The organism is Geothrix sp. (assembly GCF_020622065.1).
Taxonomy (GTDB): Bacteria; Acidobacteriota; Holophagae; order Holophagales; family Holophagaceae; genus Geothrix.
In genome coordinates this window covers 1,907,836-1,926,878 of the sequence record NZ_JAHRYQ010000001.1, presented here as the reverse complement: position 1 = coordinate 1,926,878, position 19,043 = coordinate 1,907,836, and the positions used below count along the sequence as shown (strand labels likewise).

Genomic DNA, 19,043 nt, shown 5'->3' with positions numbered 1-19,043 from the left:
GTGCGCCTGATCTCCCTCGAACTCCACGGATTCAAGTCCTTCGCTGATGCCCAGAAGCTCAGTTTCCCCGGCGGCATGACGGCCGTCGTGGGGCCGAACGGCTGCGGCAAGTCGAACATCTCCGACAGCCTGGCCTGGGTGCTGGGCGAGCAGCGGGCCTCCATGCTGCGCGGGGCTGAGATGGCCGATGTCATCTTCGCGGGCACCGCCCAGCGGCGGGCCACGGGCCTGGCCGAGGTGAAGCTGGTCCTGGAGATGCCCGATCCGGCCCTGCCGGGCTCGACCCGGGAGGTGACCATCTCCCGCAGGCTCTACCGCGACACCGGCAGCGAGTACCGCATCAACGGCCGCGAGGCCCGGCTGAAGGATGTCCAGGACCTGCTGCTGGACACGGGCATGGGTACCCGGGCCTACAGCTTCATCCAGCAGGGGCAGATCGACCTCATCCTCAGCAGCAAGCCCAAGGACCGGCGCCTGCTGCTGGAGGAGGCCGCCGGCATCACACGGTACAAACTGCGCCGCGCCGACGCCGAGAAGCGCCTGGACGAGACCCGGGCGAACCTGCAGCGCCTCGACGACATCCTCTATGAACTGAACAAGCAGATGGACTCGCTCCGCCGCCAGGCGGCCCGGGCCCGGAAGGCCAAGGAACTGGACGAGGAGATCAAGGTCACCCAGCGCATCCTGCTGGCCGGCAAGGTGGTGGAGCTGGAGGCGGCCAAGCGGCGCCTCCTCGACCAGCTGGATCAGACTGAGCGCCGGGTGGCGGAACTCACGGCCCAGGTTTCGGAAAAGGCTTCGGAAGTGGAGGCCCTGCGCCTCTCCTTGGACGAGCAGCAGCAGGCGCAGGCCAAGCGCACCAGCGCCATCCTCGGGCTGGATCAGCGTCTGCAGCTGGCGGACCAGGAGCGCAGCTTCCAGGAGGATCGCCGGAGCGAGGCCCAGGGGCACCGGAGCCGGTTGAGCGAGCACATCCAGGCCCTGGCGGCGCGGCTGGCGGAATCCGGGGATTCCTTCACGGCGCTCGAAGCCCAGTTGAAGGAGGCTGCGGACCGCCTCGGTCAGCGGGAGGCTGACCTGGCCAAGGCCGAGGAACTCCTGGCCCTGGCCCAGGGTTCGTTGCGCCACGAGGAAGCGGAGCTTCAGGCCCTGCGGGAGCGCAAGGCCGAATCCCAGAAGGAGGCGCTGGCCCGCCAGAAGCAGCGCCTCGGATTCCAGAGTCAGATCGCCCAGCTCGAAGGCCGGCTGGATGGCCTCAACCATGAAGAGTCGGTGCGTGCCCCGCGCCTGGAGGCGCTCCAGACCGAGGCCGGCCAGGTGGAGCGGACGCTGGAGGGCCTGGTCGCCCAGCTGGAACAGGCGGAGGAGGCTGCGCTGGACCAGCGCCGCCGGGCGGATCAGCTGGAGGAAGTCCAGCGGGCCCTGGCCCAGGATCACCACCGGGCCGAGGCCGAACTGGACGCCGCGGAACGGCGCCTGCGTCAGCTCTCGGACCTGTTGGCCAAGAGCTTCGGCGATGAGGCCATGCAGAAGGGACTCACCTGGCTCCGCGAGCAGGGGGCCCGGCCGCGGGCCCTGGTGGAGCTTCTCACCGTCGATGAGGCCGTCCGGCCGGACCTGGAGCGCCTCCTGGGGAGCTGGCTCCAGACCCTCGCGGTGGAGGCTTCGCTGGTTCAGCGCACCGCCGAGGCTCCGGGCCATCTCCTGCTGGCCCTCGACGGGGTGCAGGCGGTTCCCGCGCTGCCCGAAGGCTGCGAGCCCCTGAGCGCCCATCTCCACTGGGCCGGCTCCGAGCGGCCCCTCGGCCGGCTGCTGGATCGCGCCTTCCGTTGTTCGGACCAGGCCCTTCCGGCCCTGGCCCTGGCCCATCCGGACCTGGCCTTCGTGTCGCCGGGCGCCATCCGCCTGCCCTTCGGCCCCGTCCAGTTGGGCGTGTCCGCGCCGGCAGCCTCGCCGCTCAAGCTGCGCGTGGAGCAGGAGGAGGCCAAAGCCACCCGCGAGGCCCTGCTGGACCGCCTGGAGGACCTGGAGGCCCGGCGCGCCAGCGGAGGCGACGAGACCCGGGCGGCCCGGGAGCGGTCCGTGGAGATCGACGAGGATCTGCGGGTCCTGCGCCGTCGTGCGGACTCGCTGAAGGCCCAGAGGACGGGGCTCCAGGCCCAGCTCTCGGAGATCAACGCCGCCAGCGAGCGGGCCGACGCCCTGTGGGAACAAATCGAAGGCGAGATCAAGCGTCTGCAGGGCCTGCTGCGCGACCTGGAGGCGCATCCCGAGGAAGCGGGCGACGCTGCCCTGGATGAGGCCATCCATCAGGCCGAGACCCTCGTCCGCGAGGCCCGTCAGCGACTGGACGGGCGCCGCGATGAGCGCCTGGAGGTGGCCCGGAGCCGCGATGCGGCTTGGGCGGAGCGCGACGGTCACGAACGCCACCTCCAGCTGGCCCAGCGGGGTCGGTTCGACCTGGAGGCCGAGCGCCAGCGCCTGGAAGCGGAATCCGCCGACCAGGCCTCGCGGGTGGAGGCCTGTGTAAAGCGCCTGGCGGAGCTGGAATCCGAGTCCCAGGAGCTGCTGCGGGAGCGGGAAACCGTTCAGGCGCAGGCGCAGGAGGCCCAGCCGAAGCTGGAACTGGATCAGGAGGCCCTGCGTGTGCAGGAGCGGGGCGCCCGCGAGTTCCAGGAGGCCCTGGAGAACGCCCGGGCCCAGCACCAGGAAGTGCTGATCCATGGGGCCCAGGTGCAGGGCAGCCAGGAGGCGCTGGCCAAGGAAGTGGAACTGGCTCTGGGGCTGGAGATCCCCGCCTTCCTCGCCGGCATCAGCGAGGCCGAGCGCGAGGCCTGGGACGAGGGCGAGCTGGTGCACCAGACCCGCCTCAATGAGCTGCACGGCCGGCGCATGGACCTGGGCGGCGTGAACCCCCTGGCCATCCAGGAACTGGAAGAGGCGGAGACCCGCCTGACCTTCATGAATGAGCAGCGGGCGGATGTCACCGCCGCCATCGGGAACCTGGAATCCACCATCCAGGAGATCAATGCCACCAGCGAGGACCGTTTCCGCGAGGCCTTCGACTTCGTGAACAGCCGCTTCCAGGAAGTGTTCCGGGAGGCCTTCGGCGGCGGCAACGCCCATCTCAGCCTGGAGGATCCGAAGAACCTGCTGGAGTGCGGCATCGAGATCACGGCCCAGCCCCCCGGCAAGACCGCCAAGGCGCTCACCCTGCTGAGCGGCGGCGAGAAGGCCCTCACGGCCATCTCGCTGCTCTTCGCCATCTTCCACTTCAAGCCCAGCCCCTTCTGTGTGCTGGACGAGGTGGACGCGCCCCTGGATGAGGCCAATGTGGGCCGCTTCGCCGCCATGGTGCAGAAGATGAAAGCCGACACCCAGTTCATCGTCATCACGCACCAGAAGCCCACGATGGTCGCCGCGGACACCCTCTATGGCGTCACCATGGAAGAAGCCGGCTGCTCCCGGCTGGTGAGCGTGCAGCTGCGGGAGGCCGAGGCGCTGGTGTGACGAAACGCTTGTGCTGGGGCGCTTTCGCCCCTCTTTCCACGCCGCTCAAGGGCTTTTTGGCTGTCAATGCGAAAGAAAGCGAAAATGTGGAAAACCCCGGTTCCGGTTCGCTCGGCAGATTCTGCTAATGTCGTCAATATAAGTATTGAATATAAACAAGATGAATAGATTGTATTTTCGCTTTCCGGGCTAGGGAAATCCGTCTTTCGACTGGATTTAGACCCTCCGGAAGGCCCCAATCCACAGGCTTTTCCACAGGCCCTCGAGACAGCTTCGTAACTAGCTGGAAAAGCTCGTGTGACAGCAGCGTGACGAAACTGGATCAGCCTTCCATGCCGGCTGCGAGGAATTCCGGCCTCAGCCATTCCCGCAGCGTCTCTTCTCCGACGCCGAGGCTGGCGAGGTGCTCGGTGGCCATCTTCAGGCTCTGGCCTTCGTCGCTGCAGATGAGCAGGCGCTGCTTCCAGGCCTCGATGGCCCGGCTGCGCAGCTCCGGTTCGCCGTTGTCCATGCGCTTCTCGAGGACGAAGCCCAGGTTGTTGGCGGCCTTGCGGTGCTGGGGCTCAAGCGAGAGAGCCTTCTCGTAGGCCTCGGTGGCCTCCTTCCAGCGATCCGTGACTTCCAGGGCCACGCCCCGGGCGTTCCAGACATCGGAATCCTCGGGGGCCAGGGCCATGGCCTGATCCACCATCTTCACCTGATCCTCGCGGCGGTTGGCGAAGCGGTAGACCTCGGAGAGGCCGAGGTAGGCGCTGTACTCGCTGGGGTCGAGCTCGAGGGCCTGGAGGAAGGCCTGCTCGGCGGCCGGGCCCTGCCGCGTCTCCAGGAGGGCGTAGCCGAGCTGGACCTGGAGGTCCGCGGCGTCGGGCTCGCGCATGAGGGCCTCGCGGTAGCAGCGGAGGGCATCCTCCCAGCGCGCGTCCTCGCGGGCCATGTCGCCCAGGGCGGCCCAGGGATTCGAGGCGTCGGGGTCGGTCTCCGTGGCGAGGGAGAAGTAGGACAGCGCGCCATCGCGGTCGCCCATGTCGCGCTTCAGCTCGCCGAGCAGCGCCTGGGCCTCGGCCATCACCGGGGCCGGCGGCGCCAGGAGCATGAGGGTGTGCAGCTGGCCCTGGGCCAGCTCCAGGTGCCCCTGCTCGCTGAAGATCTCCGCGAGGATGAAGTAGCTGGCGGGATCGCAGACATGCAGGCTGCGGGCCCGCTGGATGCAGCGGAGACCTTCGGCGAGATCGCCGCGCTTGAGGAGCAGTTCACCCAGGGCATGCCAGCCCCAGTAGTAGGCGTCCTCGGCCTGGAGGGCCGCCACCAGCTGGGCCTCGGCGCCGGTCCAATCGCCCAGCTGCTCCATGGCGATGGCCAGGAGACGGAGGGTGCGCGGATCCCGGGGTTTCAGGCTGAGGGCCTTCAGGAGCCAGCCCTTGGCCTCCGCAGGGTGGTTGCGGTGCAGCTGCACCAGCCCCGCAAGTTCGAGGGACTTGGGATCCTCGCCTTTCTGCGCGAGGGCCTGTTGTAGGGCGAGTTCGGCGCCATCGAGATCCTGGAGCAGCAGGCGCAGGTACCCGAGGTTGCGGAGATGGCCCGCGTGGCCCGGGTGCTCGTCCCGCAGGGATTCCAGCTGGCCCAGCAGCTCGAGCCCCTCTTCTTCATTGGTGTGGTCGCTCAGGCAGAGGAGCCGCTCGAACCAGGCTTCGGCATGGGAACGATCCTCGGCCAGGAGCTGGTCCAGGATCTCCCGGGCCTCCTCGTGGCGGGCGCGTCCGTTCAGGGCGCGCGCCAGGGCCATGCGCTCGTCGAAACCGGTCCCGATGGCGGTCTTGAGGGCCGTCAGGCCGGGGTCCAGCAGCTTGAGCCAAGGGCGTACCATGGGATGCCTCGTGAGGGAGTCCAGGGTATCACCCAAGGGCAGCGGCGAGTCCGTCGCAAAGCTGACGCGCCATGGCCTCGCGGGTCTCCACGGTGGCGGATCCGAGGTGGGGCAGCAGCACGGTCCGGGGCGCCGTCAGCCAGCGGGGATGGACCTGGGGTTCGCCGTCGTAGACATCCAGGCCCACGCCGCCGAGGCGGCCCGTTTCGAGCAAATCGATGGCGGCGTTCTCATCGAGGATCCCGCCGCGCGCCGTGTTGAGGATCACGGCGCCGGCGGGCAGCTGTTCCAGCGCGGCGCGATCCAGCAGTCCGCGGGTCTGTTCGGTCAGGGGGCAGTGGAGGGACAGCACGGCGCTGCGGGGCAGCAGGTCTGTCAGGGGCAGGCGCGGAGCCTGGCCCGTGCCGAAGTCCACCTGGCCGCCGTGGCCATCGCGGCTCCAGAAGAGGGGCGTCATGCCCAGGACCTGGACCCGACGCGCGAAGGCCAGACCGATGGGGCCGCTACCGAGGATGCCGCAGTCCTTGCCCGCGAGGCCGGTACCCAGCAGCTGATCGGGGGCCCAGCCCTGCCAGGCTCCGGATCGCACGAGCGTCTCGCCTTCCGCCAAGCGGCGGGTCAGCGCCAGCAGCAGGGCCAGGGCGAGGTCAGCGGTGGCATCCGTCAGCACGCCCGGCGTGTTGGCCACGGGGATGCCGCGGGCCTGGCAGGCGGCCACCGGAAGATGGTTCACGCCCACGGAGTAGGTTCCGATCACCTTGAGTCTGGGCGCGGCCACCAGGTCGGCTTCGGTGATGGGCTCGGAAAGCACCACGACCAGGGCTTCGGCTTCGGGCAGGGCTGCGTTCCACTCCGGCGACCGGAAGGGTGCCAGCTGCAGCCCGGGAAAGCGGGCTTGGAGTTCGGCCAGGGCCGGGCCGGTCAGCGAGGGCGTGGCAAGGAGGCGGGGCTTCATCGCTGCAGGGCCTTGAGGGCCTGCCGGATGGCCTCGGGCAGGGCGGGCTTCGAGGCGCGGAGGTCCGCCACCACCGGCAGCACCACCTCCTCCTTGAACCCGAGGTTCGTCAGGGCCGAACGCAGGCTCCCCTCCCAGGGATCGCCCGAGGGCGTGCCCACGAGGCCGTCCAGGCCCGTCAGGCCGCCCATCTTCTCGGACAGCTCGAAGCACATCTTCTCGGCGGTCTTCTTGCCGACGCCGGGAATGCGGGTGAGGGTCTTCACATCCCGGCCCCTCAGGGCCTGCACCAGATCCTCGAGGGACAGCGCGCCCAGGGCCGCCAGGGCCATCTTGGGGCCCACGCCATCGACCTTCACCAGCATCCGGTAGAGTTCCCGCTCCTGGGGCGAGGCGAAGCCCAGCAGCCCGATCTCGTTCTCGCGCACCAGGAGTTCGGTGTGCAGCACCACCTGAGCCCCAGCCTCCGGGAGCAACCCATAGGTGGACAGGCTGATGGCGGCGGCGTAGCCCACCCCCCCGCATTCCACGAGGGCCAGGTTCGGCAGCTTCTGGATGAGTTCTCCGCGCAGGCGTCCAATCATGCCTTCAGCATACAAAAGGGCGACAAGCGGCGTCCGTTTGTTTGATGATGACTTGGCGGGCTTTCCGGCTCGCGGCGCGGTGCATCGACCGGCATCGACCGGCCATGGCCCACAGCGAGCCTCGCAGCCCGGCCCCCCGAGGGCGAGCGCATGCCTCCTGTACCTCCCACCCATCCGCCATCCGACCTCGATCTCGATGGGTTCACCGGCCTCACCGAGGCGGAAGCCATGCTCCGCCTGCAGCGCCTCGGACCCAACGAGCTGCCGTCGCGCGAGAAGCGGGGGCTCCTCGCCATCGTCTTCGAGGTGGTGCGCGAGCCCATGTTCCTCATGCTGGCAGCGGCGGGCATCCTCTACCTGCTGATGGGAGAGCCCCAGGATGCCCTGATGCTCCTGGGCTTCGTCTTCGTGGTCATGGGCATCACCATCGTCCAGGAGCGGCGGACGGAGCATGCCCTGGAAGCCCTCCGCGATCTCTCCAGCCCGCGGGCGCTGGTGATCCGGGGGGGCCAGCAGCGCCGAATCCCCGGCCGCGAAGTGGTGCCTGGCGACATCCTGGTGGTGGCGGAAGGGGACCGGATTCCCGCGGACGGCCTCCTGCGCGCCGGCATCAACCTGGCGGTGGACGAGTCCCTGCTCACAGGGGAATCCGTCCCCGTGCGGAAAGCCGCGTCCGCGGATGCCCAGAGCCTGGACCCTCCGGGTGGGGACGACTCATCATCCCTCTTCTCCGGGACGCTGGTGACGGCGGGGCAGGGGGTGGTGGAAGTCCTCGCGACCGGCCCCCGCACGGAACTCGGGAAGATCGGCAAGGTCCTGCAGCAGGTGGAGCCGGAGGCGACCTTCCTGCAGAAGGAGACGGGCCGCCTGGTCCGGACCTTCGCCCTGGTCGGACTGAGCGCCTGCACCCTGGTGGTGATCCTCTACGCCCTTACCCGGGGCGGCACTTCCCAGGTGTGGAAGGAGGGCCTGCTGGCGGGCATCGCCCTGGCGATGGCCATGCTCCCCGAGGAGTTCCCCGTCGTGCTGACGGTCTTCATGGCCCTCGGCGCCTGGCGCATCTCCCGCAGCCGGGTGCTGACCCGGCGCATGCCCGCCATCGAGATGCTCGGCGCGGCCACCGTCCTCTGCGTGGACAAGACCGGAACCTTGACCCTCAACCAGATGACCCTCAAATGCCTGAGTGTGGACGGCCAGGCCCAGGACCTGGCCGGAGCAGGGTCCCAGCTCCCGGAGTCGGTTCACGAGCTGATGGAATACGCCATCCTGGCCAGCAAGAAGGATCCCTTCGACCCCATGGAGCGCGCCCTCCACGCCGCGGGGAAGCAGTGGCTCATGGAGACGGAGCACCTGCACCCCGACTGGTCCCTGGCGAAGGAATACCCCCTCACGCCGGGGCTCCTGGCCGTGACCCACGCCTGGCACTGCGGCGGAGACCAGGTCACGGTGGCGACCAAGGGCGCCCCCGAGGCCGTGGTGGACCTCTGCCACCTCCCCGCGGAGCGGCGGACTGAGATCGAGGGCTGGGTGGCGGACCTGGCTTCCCAGGGACTGCGCGTCCTGGGCGTGGCCCGCGGCCGCTACGGGGCGGCGGACTTGCCGGAAGGTCACCACGACCTGGAACTCGCCTTCATCGGCCTGCTGGGCCTGGAGGATCCCGTGCGGCCCGCGGTGCGGGCCGCGGTGGCGGAATGCCGGACAGCGGGCATCCGCGTGGTGATGATCACGGGTGATTACCCTGCCACCGCCCAAAGCATCGCCCGGCAGGCGGGCCTCGCCCACTCCGAGAAGGTCATCACCGGGCCCGAGCTGAACCAGATGAGTGATGAGGCGCTGGCGGAGCGGATCCGGGATGTGGATGTGTTTGCCCGCGTGGTGCCGGAGCAGAAACTCCGGCTGGTCACTGCCCTCAAGACCAACCGCGAGGTGGTGGCCATGACCGGGGATGGCGTGAACGATGCCCCCGCCCTCAAGGCCGCCCACATCGGGATCGCCATGGGGGGCCGCGGCACCGATGTGGCGCGGGAGGCCGCGTCGCTGGTGCTGCTGGACGACGATTTCTCATCCATCGTGGCCGCCATCAAGCTCGGACGGCGCATCTTCGACAACATCCGCAAGGCGGTGGCCTTCATCCTCGCCGTGCACATCCCCATCGCCGGGCTGTCCATGCTGCCGGCGTTCCTTCCCGGCTGGCCGCTGCTCCTGCTGCCGGTGCACATCGTGTTCCTGGAACTGGTGATCGATCCCTCCTGCTCCCTGGTGTTCGAGGCTGAGGAGGCGGAAGCCGATGTCATGCAACGCCCACCCAGGGATCCCCAGGAGCGGCTGTTCAGCCTGACATCCATCGGCCTCGGTGTGCTGCAGGGAGGCACGGCCCTGGCGGCCTGTCTGATGGTGTATCTCCTCGCCCGTCTGGGCCATGGCGAGGGGGCCGCCCGTGCCCTGACCTTCGCCGCCCTGGTGGTGTCCTTCCTGGCCATCATCCTGGCCAACCGATCCTGGACGCTCAGCCTCCTCGGCAGCCTGCGAAACCCCAATCCCGCCCTATGGTGGGTGATGGGAGGCACGAGCGCATTCCTGCTCCTGGTGCTGACCTGGCCCTTGGCCCAGCGCCTGTTCCACTTCGCTCCGACCCACGGCAGGGACCTGTGGCTGGCCTGCGCGGCAGGTTTCGCCAGCATCCTCTGGTTCGAGGCGTTCAAATGGTTCCGCCACCGGGGACTCGCCGCATCCCCGGCAGGAGGCTGATCCATGTTCGGATGGAGCAGGCCCTTCTCCCTGACAGGAACCCACCCGTGAACCGACCGCAGGCTGCCGACCCCCTCGACCCCATCCTTCCCGCGCCGGATCGCACCCGCGATTCCATCGCCGCGGTGGTGGCGGGGCTGGCCCGTTCGGGGAGGGCAGGCGAACGCTGGCTGGGCGGGTATGCGGGGAGGAAGGTCCGGATGGATCACCTCTATGAAGCGGCCCTGCCCTTGATACCTGCGGGGACGAAGGTCCTTGATCTGGGTTGCGGCGTGGGCCTCCTGGGCCTGCTGCTGGAGGCGCGGGGATTGGGGAACGAAACCTTCGGCATCGAGTGGGACCGACCCAAAGCCCGGTTCGCCCGGCGGTTGGCCGAAGGGAAACCTGCGATCCGGGTCGTGTGCGGCGACCTGTGGACGGAAGCGTGGCCCGAATGCGCCGTGGTCTCGGCGCTGGATGTCCTCCATTACTTCGCTCCGGAGCGGCAACGGGCGCTGCTGCTCCGCATCGGCGCGCACCTCCCCGCGGGTGGCCGGCTGCTGCTTCGCGTGATGGATGGCCGTGCCGGGGGGATGGCGAGGGTGACGAGGTTCTGCGAACAGCTGGCGGTCGGGTTCGGATGGAATCAGGCGCCGAGCGTGCACTGGCGTTCCCTGGCCGAGGTCCACGGGGACCTCCGGGAGGCCGGGTTATCCATCCTTCCGGCGCCCGGGGGAGGCGACCATGGATCGGGGAATTGCCTGCTGGTCGGAGAGAAGCCGGGAACCCCTCAGGTGCGCTTCGGTTGACCTTCAGGGCGCGGGGGGCGATCGTTCTTCCTTCCTCCGATCGACCGAGATCTCGACGGCGATGGCGGCGGCCTCCTGGGCGGCCACGCCCTCGGTCCGGCGCTCGTATTCCTCTTCGGCAAGGTCATCCCGGGCGCGGAGCACCACATCAGCGTCTTGTTCCTGCTCACCTGGCAACTCGACGCGCAGTTCCTCGATCAGCATCATGACGGTCGCGGCCACGGGCAGCGCGAGCAGCGCCCCCAGCAGCCCCATCAAGGTTCCCCCGGCCATGAGCGCGAAGAACACGACGGAGGAGGGCAGGCGGAGCGCCTGGCCATAGATGCGGGGGATGAGCACGCGGCCCTCGAATTCCTCGTAGGCGAGCATCATCACCAGTACGATGACCGCGGCCGTTGGGCTGTGGCTGAGGGCCACGAGGACCGCCGGGACCACGGAGAGGATGGCGCCGATATAGGGCAGGACATCGGCGATCCCGGCGAAGACCGCGAGGGCCATCGCATTCTTCACGCCGCAGGCCGTCAGCAGGACGAAGGTGAAGGCGCCGATGAGCAGACAAGTCACCAGCTGTCCGCGGATGTAGGCGCCAACGATGGTTTCCAGGTTCAGCATGACCCGGGAGAGGCGGATGTGATGCGTCCGGGGCACCATCGCGAACAGGCCGCCCCGCAGGCGATCCCGGTCGACCATCATGTAGAGCGCCAGGAAGAGGGCGCTCATGCCGTAGGCCGCGATCTCGAAGAGACGCAGCGAGTAGGAAAGCGCGGTGGCGCCCACCTGGCTCCAAGGCGCGCCGTAATTCAGGTTCCTCAACCAGGTCGCGAAGGACGCGCTCAAAGGGTATTGGGCGAGGTGGTCCGCCAGGCTCGCGCGGAAGGCCGGCTCCCGCTCAAGGAGCTCCGTGGCCTGGGCCACGAGCGACGGGATCGTCAGGGTCACCACGAGGACGCCCACCGTGAAGAGCGCCGTGAAGACGATTGCGATGCCCAGGCCGCGCCTGACCCGCCTGGATTCCAGCCACTGCACGGCAGGGCTGAGGGTCCCCATGATGAGCAGGGCGACGACCAGCACGAGAATGACGGGCCACAGCCGGATCAATCCCCAGCACGAAAGGCCCAGGAGGACGAGCTTCAGCAGGGTGGTCGAAGAAACCTCCAGGCGCAGGATGCGCGGCCCGGGTCCCGGTGACGGCTTGGGGTCCGATGCACTCACGGCGTCACAGACAGAACGAGGATGGAGGGTGCCTCTCGCGGAGGCCGTGCCCGGCCAAGCCAGGTCCTGGCGTTCTCATGGAAACGCAAGGCGATCAAACCCGCGGGGTGGATGTCGGTCACGAAGCCCTCGTTGGGCGGGGGAGGCGCGCCCGATGACCCGAAAAGGGTTCACACGGGATTTCCTCGAATCCGCCGGATTCCATGGAGTTCAAAGCAGCTTCCGTTCCGAACTCGAGGAGCCTTGTAACTGGTTGGAAGGGCGGTGCTAATCCGCATATTCGAGAGTCCGGCCGAGGTGTGCCAGGGCGTCAGTTCCATCAAATTGGAAGGGCCTTCCGCTCAATTCGAAGGGCAAGGCCGTGCGCTCCGTGGCCTGATGGTTCCGATGGGGGAGATCCTTCGTCTTGAAGGAGGCTACCCATCAACTTGATTGGACCGAGCCCGGGATGGAGCAGATTTGTATCATATAAGGTATTTATAATAAATAAATTATGATGTGGCCCAAATCGTGCGACTCCAAGGTGCGGATCTTCTGCAAAGAGCGGAGGCATCCGGTGGGCGTGGATCGCATGATCGCTCCCATGACCCTCCTTCCTGCGCGGCAGGAGGAGGTGTTCCAAGTGGACAAACTACCGAGGAGAAGCGATGAGTAACCATGTGCTGGTTCCTGCGTTTTCATTGCTCGTGCTTACGGGGTGCATGGTGGCGCCCAGGCAGGGCGGTGGATTGGAGATCGTTCCCATCCTGCCGGTGGTCGTGGAAGTCGATTCCGACAACTACTACGCCCAGGGCGGATACCACTACTTCTACACCAGTGACCGCTGGTACTACGCGTCTTCCCGGAATGGCGAGCGGCGGGAACTGCCCCGGTCCCATTGGCCGAAAGAGACCCGCCACCGCGGCTGGGATCGACACTAGGCGCATCGGATGGACCGGGATCGCGGTTGGCCTGCCAAGGTCTGATCCACGGTCCCGGTCTGTTCGCGAGGTCGGTTCCCGGTCGGATCTGCGAACGACGATGGATGGTCGGCCTGGAGCTGAGTCGTCGCGTCAGATTGATCGGCTGGGCGGTCATTTTGGTCGCTCCGCAGCGGGCCCGTGTTGATGTAAATAATATAAATCTTTATTAATCAGTTTTTACATCAAGGAATGGAACCTGCTTTACTACCGGGGTCGGGCCTCCACGCACTGTGGTTATCTGGCGAATCCCAAACAGGCAAGCCAATGTCCCGGAAATCGAGGCACCAGGTCTTGCCGCACTCACCGATGACTCTTTCCGGTTCTCTCTGCGGCGACGGAGACGGGCTGTGGGAAAGGGGTATGAGTCGGTGAGGTGCCGCTCGCACCTTCGGTCTCGCGATCCGCAAGACATTTCGCGGTTTCCCCGAGGTCGGCCGTGCGCATTACCCGCCATGAACCCATTTTCCCGAGCCTGGTCATTCCCTTGGCTGAGGGCTTGGCGCAGGCACGGATGAAGCGGCTGTCCAGGTCCAACGGTGCGTGGGCGTGGCAGAAGCCCGCCTGGAGGGCCGAAATCGGGTCGCCCGACTCCCGGGGGAGGGCGACATGCCTCTGAAAGGGACGATGAGAACCCTTCTTTCCCTGGCCGGCGCGAGCCTGCTGGTGGCGCTGCTGGTGGTACCTTCCTTCTGGGCGTTCCGTGAGATCAAGGCGGCCACCCGTGCCCGAAGCCAGGCCCACCAGGCTGTCGTCCACGCAGAGAAGCTGCTGACGACCCTGGGCGAGGTCGACACCGATGTGCGCAGGGGTCTGCCGGCGGGTGCCGGGGCCTCGTCAGAGCTGCAGAAGGCCGTTCGCGAGGATCTTCGCGGCCGCTTGGGGGTCCTTCGCGGGCTGACTCGGGCCCCCGCGGCCCTGGCCCACCTGGAGGCGGCGTTGGCCTCGGTCGAGGCCCCCTGGGCCGAGCCCTCCCAAGCGGCCGCAAGAGGCGGGGACCACCGCAGGGGGCGGACTGGGGCCGTCGCAGGCAGCGGCCCGGGCACCCGGTGGACAGATGCCCTTCGCTCCGAAGCAAGGGCCTACCTCCAACTCGAGGAAGGCGAAGTGGCGACCCATGACGCGGAACTCCAATCCGGCCTGGCCGCCCTCTTCGTCCTCCTGGTTCTCGTCAGCCTCTTCATGATCCTGGCGGTCCTTGCCTTGGTGGTGGCGGTGCATCGGCAGACACAGCAGCGGATCAAGGGGCTCGTTCATCTTGAAACAAGACATCTGCTCCAAAAACAGGTCGATGCGAACAACCGACTGCAGCAGGTCAATGCCACCTTGCAGGAGAGCGAGGAGAAGCTCGTCGTCACCCTCAACTCCATCGGCGACGCGGTCATCGCCACGGATGCCGAAGCCCGGGTCCGGGTCCTCAACCCCGTGGCCGAACAGCTCACCGGCTGGACCATGGCCGAGGCCGTCGGCCATCTGGTGGATGAAGTCTTCCACATTATCAACCAGGAGACCCGCCAGCCCTCGGTGGCGCCGGTCCTGGAAACCCTGGCGCATGGCACGGTGCAGGGGTTGGCCAACCACACCCTGCTGATCGCCCGGGACGGCGGGGAATGCGCCATTGCCGATAGTTGCGCGCCCATCCGCGACCGCGATGGGCGGGTGGTGGGCGCCGTGCTGGTGTTTCGCGATGTCTCCGAAGAATATGCCGTGCAGCGATCCCTGCACGATTCCGCGGCCCTGATCCAGACGATCCTGAACGCCGTGGTGGACGGCATCATCACCCTTAAGGCCCGGGGCGGGATCATCGAGACGGTGAACCCAGCCGCCGAGCGGATGTTCGGGTATGCCGCCAGCGAACTCATCGGCCAGACCATCAGCGTGCTGATCCCCGAGCTGGATCGGGATCAGCCCTCGGGCTCCCTGGAGTATTTCAGTGCCAGCCACGAGGCCCGGGCCGTCGGCCTCGGTCGGGAGGTCCTGGGGCGGCGGAAGGATGGGCAACTCTTCCCGCTGGAAATCGCCGTCAGCGAGATGCAGCTGGGCGGTCAGCGGTATTTCACGGGCATCCTGCGTGACATCAGCACCCGGAAGCAGGCGGAAGAAGCCCTGCTGAAGGCCGGAGCCCTGCAGAATGCGATCTTCAACAGCGCCAACTTCTCAAGCATCGCCACTGACGCCAAGGGCGTCATCCAGATCTTCAATGTCGGCGCCGAACGGATGCTGGGCTTCTCGGCTACGGAGGTCATGAACAAGATCACCCCGGCCGACATCTCGGATCCCAAGGAAGTGATCGCCCGCGCCGAGGCGTTGAGCCTGGAATTGGGCACCCCGATCTCACCCGGCTTCGAGGCCCTGGTGTTCAAAGCCTCGCGCGGCATCGAAGACATCTACGAGCTGTCGTACATCCGGAAGGATGGCAGCCGGTTCCCGGCGCTGGTCTCGGTCACGGCCCTGCGGGATGCCCAGGATGCCATCATCGGCTACCTGCTCATCGGCACCGACAACACGGCGCGCCAGCGGGTCGAGGCCGAGCGGGCCCTGCTCGATCAGGTGCTTCAGGACAAGAACGCCGAGCTGATGAGTGCCAAGATCGTCGCGGACAAGGCCAACCTCGCGAAATCCGAATTCCTTTCCAGCATGAGCCATGAGCTGCGCTCCCCACTCAACGCGATCCTGGGTTTCGCCCAGCTGATGGATTCCGAAACCCCCCCGGCGACACCGCGCCAGAAGGCCAGCATCGACCAGATCCTGCACGCGGGATGGTACCTTCTGGAGTTGATCAACGAGATTCTCGACCTGGCCGTGATCGAATCCGGGAAACTGTCGCTCTCAGAGGAGCCCGTTTCACTGGCCGAGGTCATGCTGGATTGCCAGGCGATGATCGAGCCACAGGGGGCGAAGCGGGGCCTCCAGATGACCTTCCCCCAGTTCGAGGCTCCGGCCTTCGTTCAGGCCGATCGAATTCGATTGAAGCAGGTTCTCATCAACATTCTCTCGAATGCCATCAAATACAATCGTCCAGACGGAACGGTCACCGTGGTGTGCACGACGACCACCCCCGGCCGCACCCGCATCAGCGTGAGGGACACGGGGCTCGGGTTGCCCCCGGACAAGCTGAGGCAGCTCTTCCAGCCGTTCAACCGTCTGGGGCAGGAACAGGGCGGCGAAGAGGGCACCGGCATCGGCCTCGTGATGAGCAAGCTGCTGGTCGAACTGATGGGGGGTTCAATCGGCGTGGAAAGCCGGGTGGGGGAAGGCAGCCTGTTCTGGTGTGAGCTGGATTCCGTCGCGGCGCCCCGCCTTGAGGAGGGCAAGACCGGTCCGGGAACCGTGGTGCGGGCCCCGATCCACCCTGAAGCGCCCCTGCGGACGCTGCTGTATGTGGAGGACAACCCCGCGAACCTGAGCCTGGTGGAGCAGATCATCGCGCGTCGGCCCGACCTGCGCATGGTGAGCGCGGGGAATGGCACCCTCGGCATCGAACTGGCGCGGAAGGATCAACCGGTCGTGATTCTGATGGACATCAACCTGCCGGGCATCAGCGGCATTCAGGCGTTGAAGATCCTTCAGGAAGACCGCGAAACCAGGCACATCCCGGTGGTGGCCATCAGTGCCAATGCCATGCTCGGGGATATCGCCAAGGGCCTGGAGGCGGGATTCTTCCGCTACCTCACGAAACCCATCAATGTCACAGAGTTCATGGCGACGATTGATGAGGCCCTGGACCACGCATCAACCCGACCGAGGCACTCATGATCACTCCCAGGGACATCCTCCACGGCAAGCTCCTGATCGTCGACGATCAGGAGGCCAATGTGCTGCTGCTGGAGCAGATGCTGCGGAGCGCGGGGTACACTTCCATTTCCTCCACCATGGATTCGAGCAAGGTCTGTGAGCTCCACCTCATCCACCGCTACGACTTGATCCTGCTCGATCTCCAGATGCCCGGAATGGATGGCTTCCAGGTGATGGAGAACCTGAAGGAGATCGAGAGGGACAGCTATCTGCCTGTGCTCGTGATCACGGCGCAGCCGGCCCATAAGCTGCGGGCCCTCAAGTCCGGCGCCAAGGACTTCGTCAGCAAGCCGTTCGACCTCGCCGAAGTGCTGTTGCGGGTCCACAACATGCTTGAAGTCCGCCTCCTGCATCAGGAGTCGAAGCGGCTGTACGACCGGATCGCTGCGGAGCAGAAGGTCTCGCAGCGGCTCCTGATGAATGTGCTGCCCACGGCCCTGGCAGCTCAGCTGGCGGCGCATCCCGAAGCCACATCAGGGACCTTCGCGGAGCTGGTCACGGAGAGCTACGCGGAAGTGACGGTGCTGTTCGCCGACATCCTGGAATTCACCAAGTTCGCCGAGGGGGTGGGCGCCGAGGTCCTGTTGGGAGTACTCGAGGACCTCTCCACCCGTTTTGATGATCCGGACGGGCGGTCCCGCCTGGACGAGGGCAGGACCATCGGCAACGCCTATCTCGCCTCCGTCGGGCTGTCGGATGCCGTGGCCGAACACACGATCAAGGCCTCGCGGAAGGCCCTGAGCATCGTCGAGGCCGTGGATCACTTCAACGCGCACAGCCGGTACAAGCTGAAGCTGCGCATCGGCCTCGACCTCGGCGCAGAGGTCTCCAGCACCGTCAGCAGCCGCAAGGTCACCTACGACCTATGAAAGGGCCCGACCCAGCCCTGCGGCGCCCCTCAAGGTGTACCGGGATCAGCTGCCGTGTTGGGCCGAGCGGCTGCTTCCGATCAGGCCGTAGCTCTTGAGCTTGCGGTAGAGCGTCGCAGAGCCGATCTGAAGCTGCTCGGCGGTCCGGGTTTGATTCCCGGCATTCAGGGCCAGGGCCGCGAGGATGTATTCCTTCTCGACCTCCTCCAGCGGCTTGACGGAGCCATCGAGGGCCACGGGAATGGGGCAGGCCCGCCGGATCTCCTCAGGCAAGTCCTCGAGCTCCACGCGGGGCCCCGGCGAAAGTGCGACGGCCCGTTCCATGACATTCTCGAGCTCGCGCACATTGCCGGGCCACGCATGGCGGAGGAGCTGATCGGCCGCGGCCGGGGTCAGGCCCGAGATCTTGCGCTTCATCCACAGCGCGGAACCGGCAAGCAGCACCCGGGCCAGAGGCAGGATGTCATCCCGGCGCTCCCGGAGGGGCGGCACATGCAGCTCCACGACCTTGAGCCGGTAATAGAGGTCCTGGCGGAAGTTGCCATCCATGACGCCCAAAGCCAGATCCCGGTTGGTGGCGGCAATGATGCGCACATCCACCTTCCGGTTCTTGTTCTCGCCGACCCGCCGGATTTCCCGTTCCTGGAGCGCGCGCAGCAGCTTGACCTGCATGCCGGGAGAGACTTCGCCGACCTCATCCAGCAGCAGGGTGCCGCCGTTGGCCGACTCGAAGAGGCCCGGCCGGTCGTGGGTCGCCCCCGTGAACGCGCCGCGCGCATGGCCGAAGAGCTCGCTTTCCAGCAGCGTTTCGGCAATGGCGCCGCAGTTGACTGCGATGAAGGGGCCGGCCGCCCGCGTGGACTCCTCATGGACGAGGCGGGCGACCCGCTCCTTGCCCGATCCGCTTTCTCCCGTGAGGAGGACCGTGGAATCGACCTTGGCCACGCGCCGGGCCAGATCCACGACTTGCCTCATGGCCAGGCTCTTGGCGACGATCCCGAGGATCGGCTCATCCCCCTCTTGGGCCACCGCGACCAGCGCCCGGCGATGCTCTTTGATTTTTCGCTCGGCGGCCTTCAAGGTCTCGGTGACGCGGTGGATCGACACATCGAGGCAATCTGACAGGCGATTCTTGTCATAGAAGCGCAGTTCTTCGGCCCGCGCGTCACCCCACTCCTCCCGGGTGCGCCCGAAGAGGTGGCAACCCGCGTCCCCCTTGCCCTGGCAGCGGTCTTCGAGGACGAAGACCTCCTGGCCCGCGATCCGGCTCAAGTACCCGCTGATGAGACCGCAGATGGTCCAGCACATGGGGGCATCGGCGCGGCCGAAGTGCAGGAGGTGTTGTTCCGCCTCGTAGGAGGTCAGGAGCATCATCCCCTCCTTGGAAAGGGGATCCCTGCTTTCGGACCCGACGCCGAAGAGGCCCCCCAAGGTGTGGATGCGGTTGCCGGCCCGCCGCCATTGGTCATCGTCGTCCCACTTGAATTCGGTCTGGAGGGCTTCGGCCATGCGCCAGCCGTGGGCGAAGCCGAACTGGGTGAGGACCACGCGCGCGGCCATGAGGCCGAAGTTCTCGACGAGGTACTTGCGGAGGAGCCCCATGGCCACGGCATCGAGGAGGATCGCCCGCTGCCCCGCAAAGCGGATCACCCCGCTCTCTGGATGCAGCTCCAGCAGTTCCTTGTGGTCCAGATCATCGGCGCGCATGGGTGCCCTTCATCCTTCGGACTGAAGGAGCAGTCGTTCATCTTGATGGAGA

The 19,043-nt window shown here is 66.9% G+C and carries 11 protein-coding genes and 1 pseudogene; 7 read left to right on the top strand and 5 right to left on the bottom strand.

Annotated features, from left to right (window positions below):
- Positions 1-3,510 carry a chromosome segregation protein SMC gene (gene smc / locus QZ647_RS08975; protein WP_291271832.1) on the top strand — a complete coding sequence of 1,170 codons (3,510 nt, stop codon included), beginning with the start codon at positions 1-3 and terminating at the stop codon, positions 3,508-3,510.
- A 322-nt stretch (positions 3,511-3,832) separates the two neighbouring features.
- On the opposite strand, the gene QZ647_RS08970 is transcribed toward smc, so the two are convergent.
- The 3 genes from QZ647_RS08970 to ruvA are packed head-to-tail and all read right to left on the bottom strand — an operon-like array spanning position 3,833 to position 6,913.
- Entirely contained in the window at positions 3,833-5,374 is a 1,542-nt protein-coding gene (locus QZ647_RS08970) for a tetratricopeptide repeat protein (RefSeq protein ID WP_291271831.1), read from the bottom strand.
- Between the two features lie 28 nt (positions 5,375-5,402).
- Positions 5,403-6,329: an NAD(P)-dependent oxidoreductase gene (locus QZ647_RS08965; protein ID WP_291271830.1), complete on the bottom strand. Its 927-nt coding sequence runs from the start codon at positions 6,327-6,329 to the stop codon at positions 5,403-5,405.
- On the bottom strand, positions 6,326-6,913 hold the full coding sequence (gene ruvA, locus QZ647_RS08960; RefSeq protein WP_291271829.1) for a Holliday junction branch migration protein RuvA: 588 nt from the start codon (positions 6,911-6,913) through the stop codon (positions 6,326-6,328). The genes QZ647_RS08965 and ruvA overlap by 4 nt, the downstream gene beginning before the upstream one ends.
- A 150-nt stretch (positions 6,914-7,063) precedes the next feature.
- On the opposite strand from ruvA, the gene QZ647_RS08955 reads away from it, so the two are divergent.
- Together QZ647_RS08955 and QZ647_RS08950 are read left to right on the top strand one after the other, a co-directional pair.
- Complete coding sequence (locus QZ647_RS08955) at positions 7,064-9,661, top strand: cation-translocating P-type ATPase (RefSeq protein ID WP_291271828.1); 2,598 nt, start codon at positions 7,064-7,066, stop codon at positions 9,659-9,661.
- A gap of 47 nt (positions 9,662-9,708) precedes the next feature.
- A complete protein-coding gene (locus QZ647_RS08950) occupies positions 9,709-10,449 on the top strand; it encodes a methyltransferase domain-containing protein (protein WP_291271827.1) in 741 nt (246 codons plus the stop codon).
- Between the two features lie 3 nt (positions 10,450-10,452).
- Here QZ647_RS08950 and QZ647_RS08945 read toward each other — a convergent pair whose 3' ends face one another.
- A complete protein-coding gene (locus QZ647_RS08945; RefSeq protein ID WP_291271826.1) occupies positions 10,453-11,661 on the bottom strand; it encodes an AI-2E family transporter in 1,209 nt (402 codons plus the stop codon).
- Between the two features lie 647 nt (positions 11,662-12,308).
- Between QZ647_RS08945 and QZ647_RS08940 the strand changes: the two genes are divergently transcribed.
- The 4 genes and pseudogenes from QZ647_RS08940 (at position 12,309) to QZ647_RS08930 (ending at position 17,284) form a co-directional block, all read left to right on the top strand.
- Positions 12,309-12,581, top strand: coding sequence for a hypothetical protein (locus QZ647_RS08940; RefSeq protein ID WP_291271825.1), 273 nt, complete (start codon positions 12,309-12,311; stop codon positions 12,579-12,581).
- A gap of 648 nt (positions 12,582-13,229) precedes the next feature.
- Positions 13,230-14,327 (top strand): annotated as a pseudogene (locus tag QZ647_RS15600) (PAS domain-containing protein); the annotation flags it as partial.
- Positions 14,328-16,376 (top strand): PAS domain S-box protein, encoded by a 2,049-nt coding sequence (locus QZ647_RS08935; protein ID WP_366526164.1) that lies wholly within the window; start codon positions 14,328-14,330, stop codon positions 16,374-16,376.
- Entirely contained in the window at positions 16,373-17,284 is a 912-nt protein-coding gene (locus tag QZ647_RS08930; protein WP_291271823.1) for a response regulator, read from the top strand. Before QZ647_RS08935 ends, QZ647_RS08930 begins: the two co-directional genes overlap by 4 nt.
- Before the next feature lie 45 nt (positions 17,285-17,329).
- Here QZ647_RS08930 and QZ647_RS08925 read toward each other — a convergent pair whose 3' ends face one another.
- Complete coding sequence (locus tag QZ647_RS08925; protein ID WP_291271822.1) at positions 17,330-18,991, bottom strand: sigma-54-dependent Fis family transcriptional regulator; 1,662 nt, start codon at positions 18,989-18,991, stop codon at positions 17,330-17,332.
- Positions 18,992-19,043: the final 52 nt, after the last annotated feature.

Coding starts and splice junctions, on each gene's coding strand:
- QZ647_RS08970 (WP_291271831.1), bottom strand. CDS start 5,374: ATGGTACGCCCTTGGCTCAAGCTGCTGGACCCCGGCCTGACGGCCCTC.
- QZ647_RS08965 (WP_291271830.1), bottom strand. CDS start 6,329: ATGAAGCCCCGCCTCCTTGCCACGCCCTCGCTGACCGGCCCGGCCCTG.
- ruvA (WP_291271829.1), bottom strand. CDS start 6,913: ATGATTGGACGCCTGCGCGGAGAACTCATCCAGAAGCTGCCGAACCTG.
- QZ647_RS08955 (WP_291271828.1), top strand. CDS start 7,064: ATGCCTCCTGTACCTCCCACCCATCCGCCATCCGACCTCGATCTCGAT.
- QZ647_RS08940 (WP_291271825.1), top strand. CDS start 12,309: ATGAGTAACCATGTGCTGGTTCCTGCGTTTTCATTGCTCGTGCTTACG.
- QZ647_RS08930 (WP_291271823.1), top strand. CDS start 16,373: ATGATCACTCCCAGGGACATCCTCCACGGCAAGCTCCTGATCGTCGAC.
- QZ647_RS08925 (WP_291271822.1), bottom strand. CDS start 18,991: ATGCGCGCCGATGATCTGGACCACAAGGAACTGCTGGAGCTGCATCCA.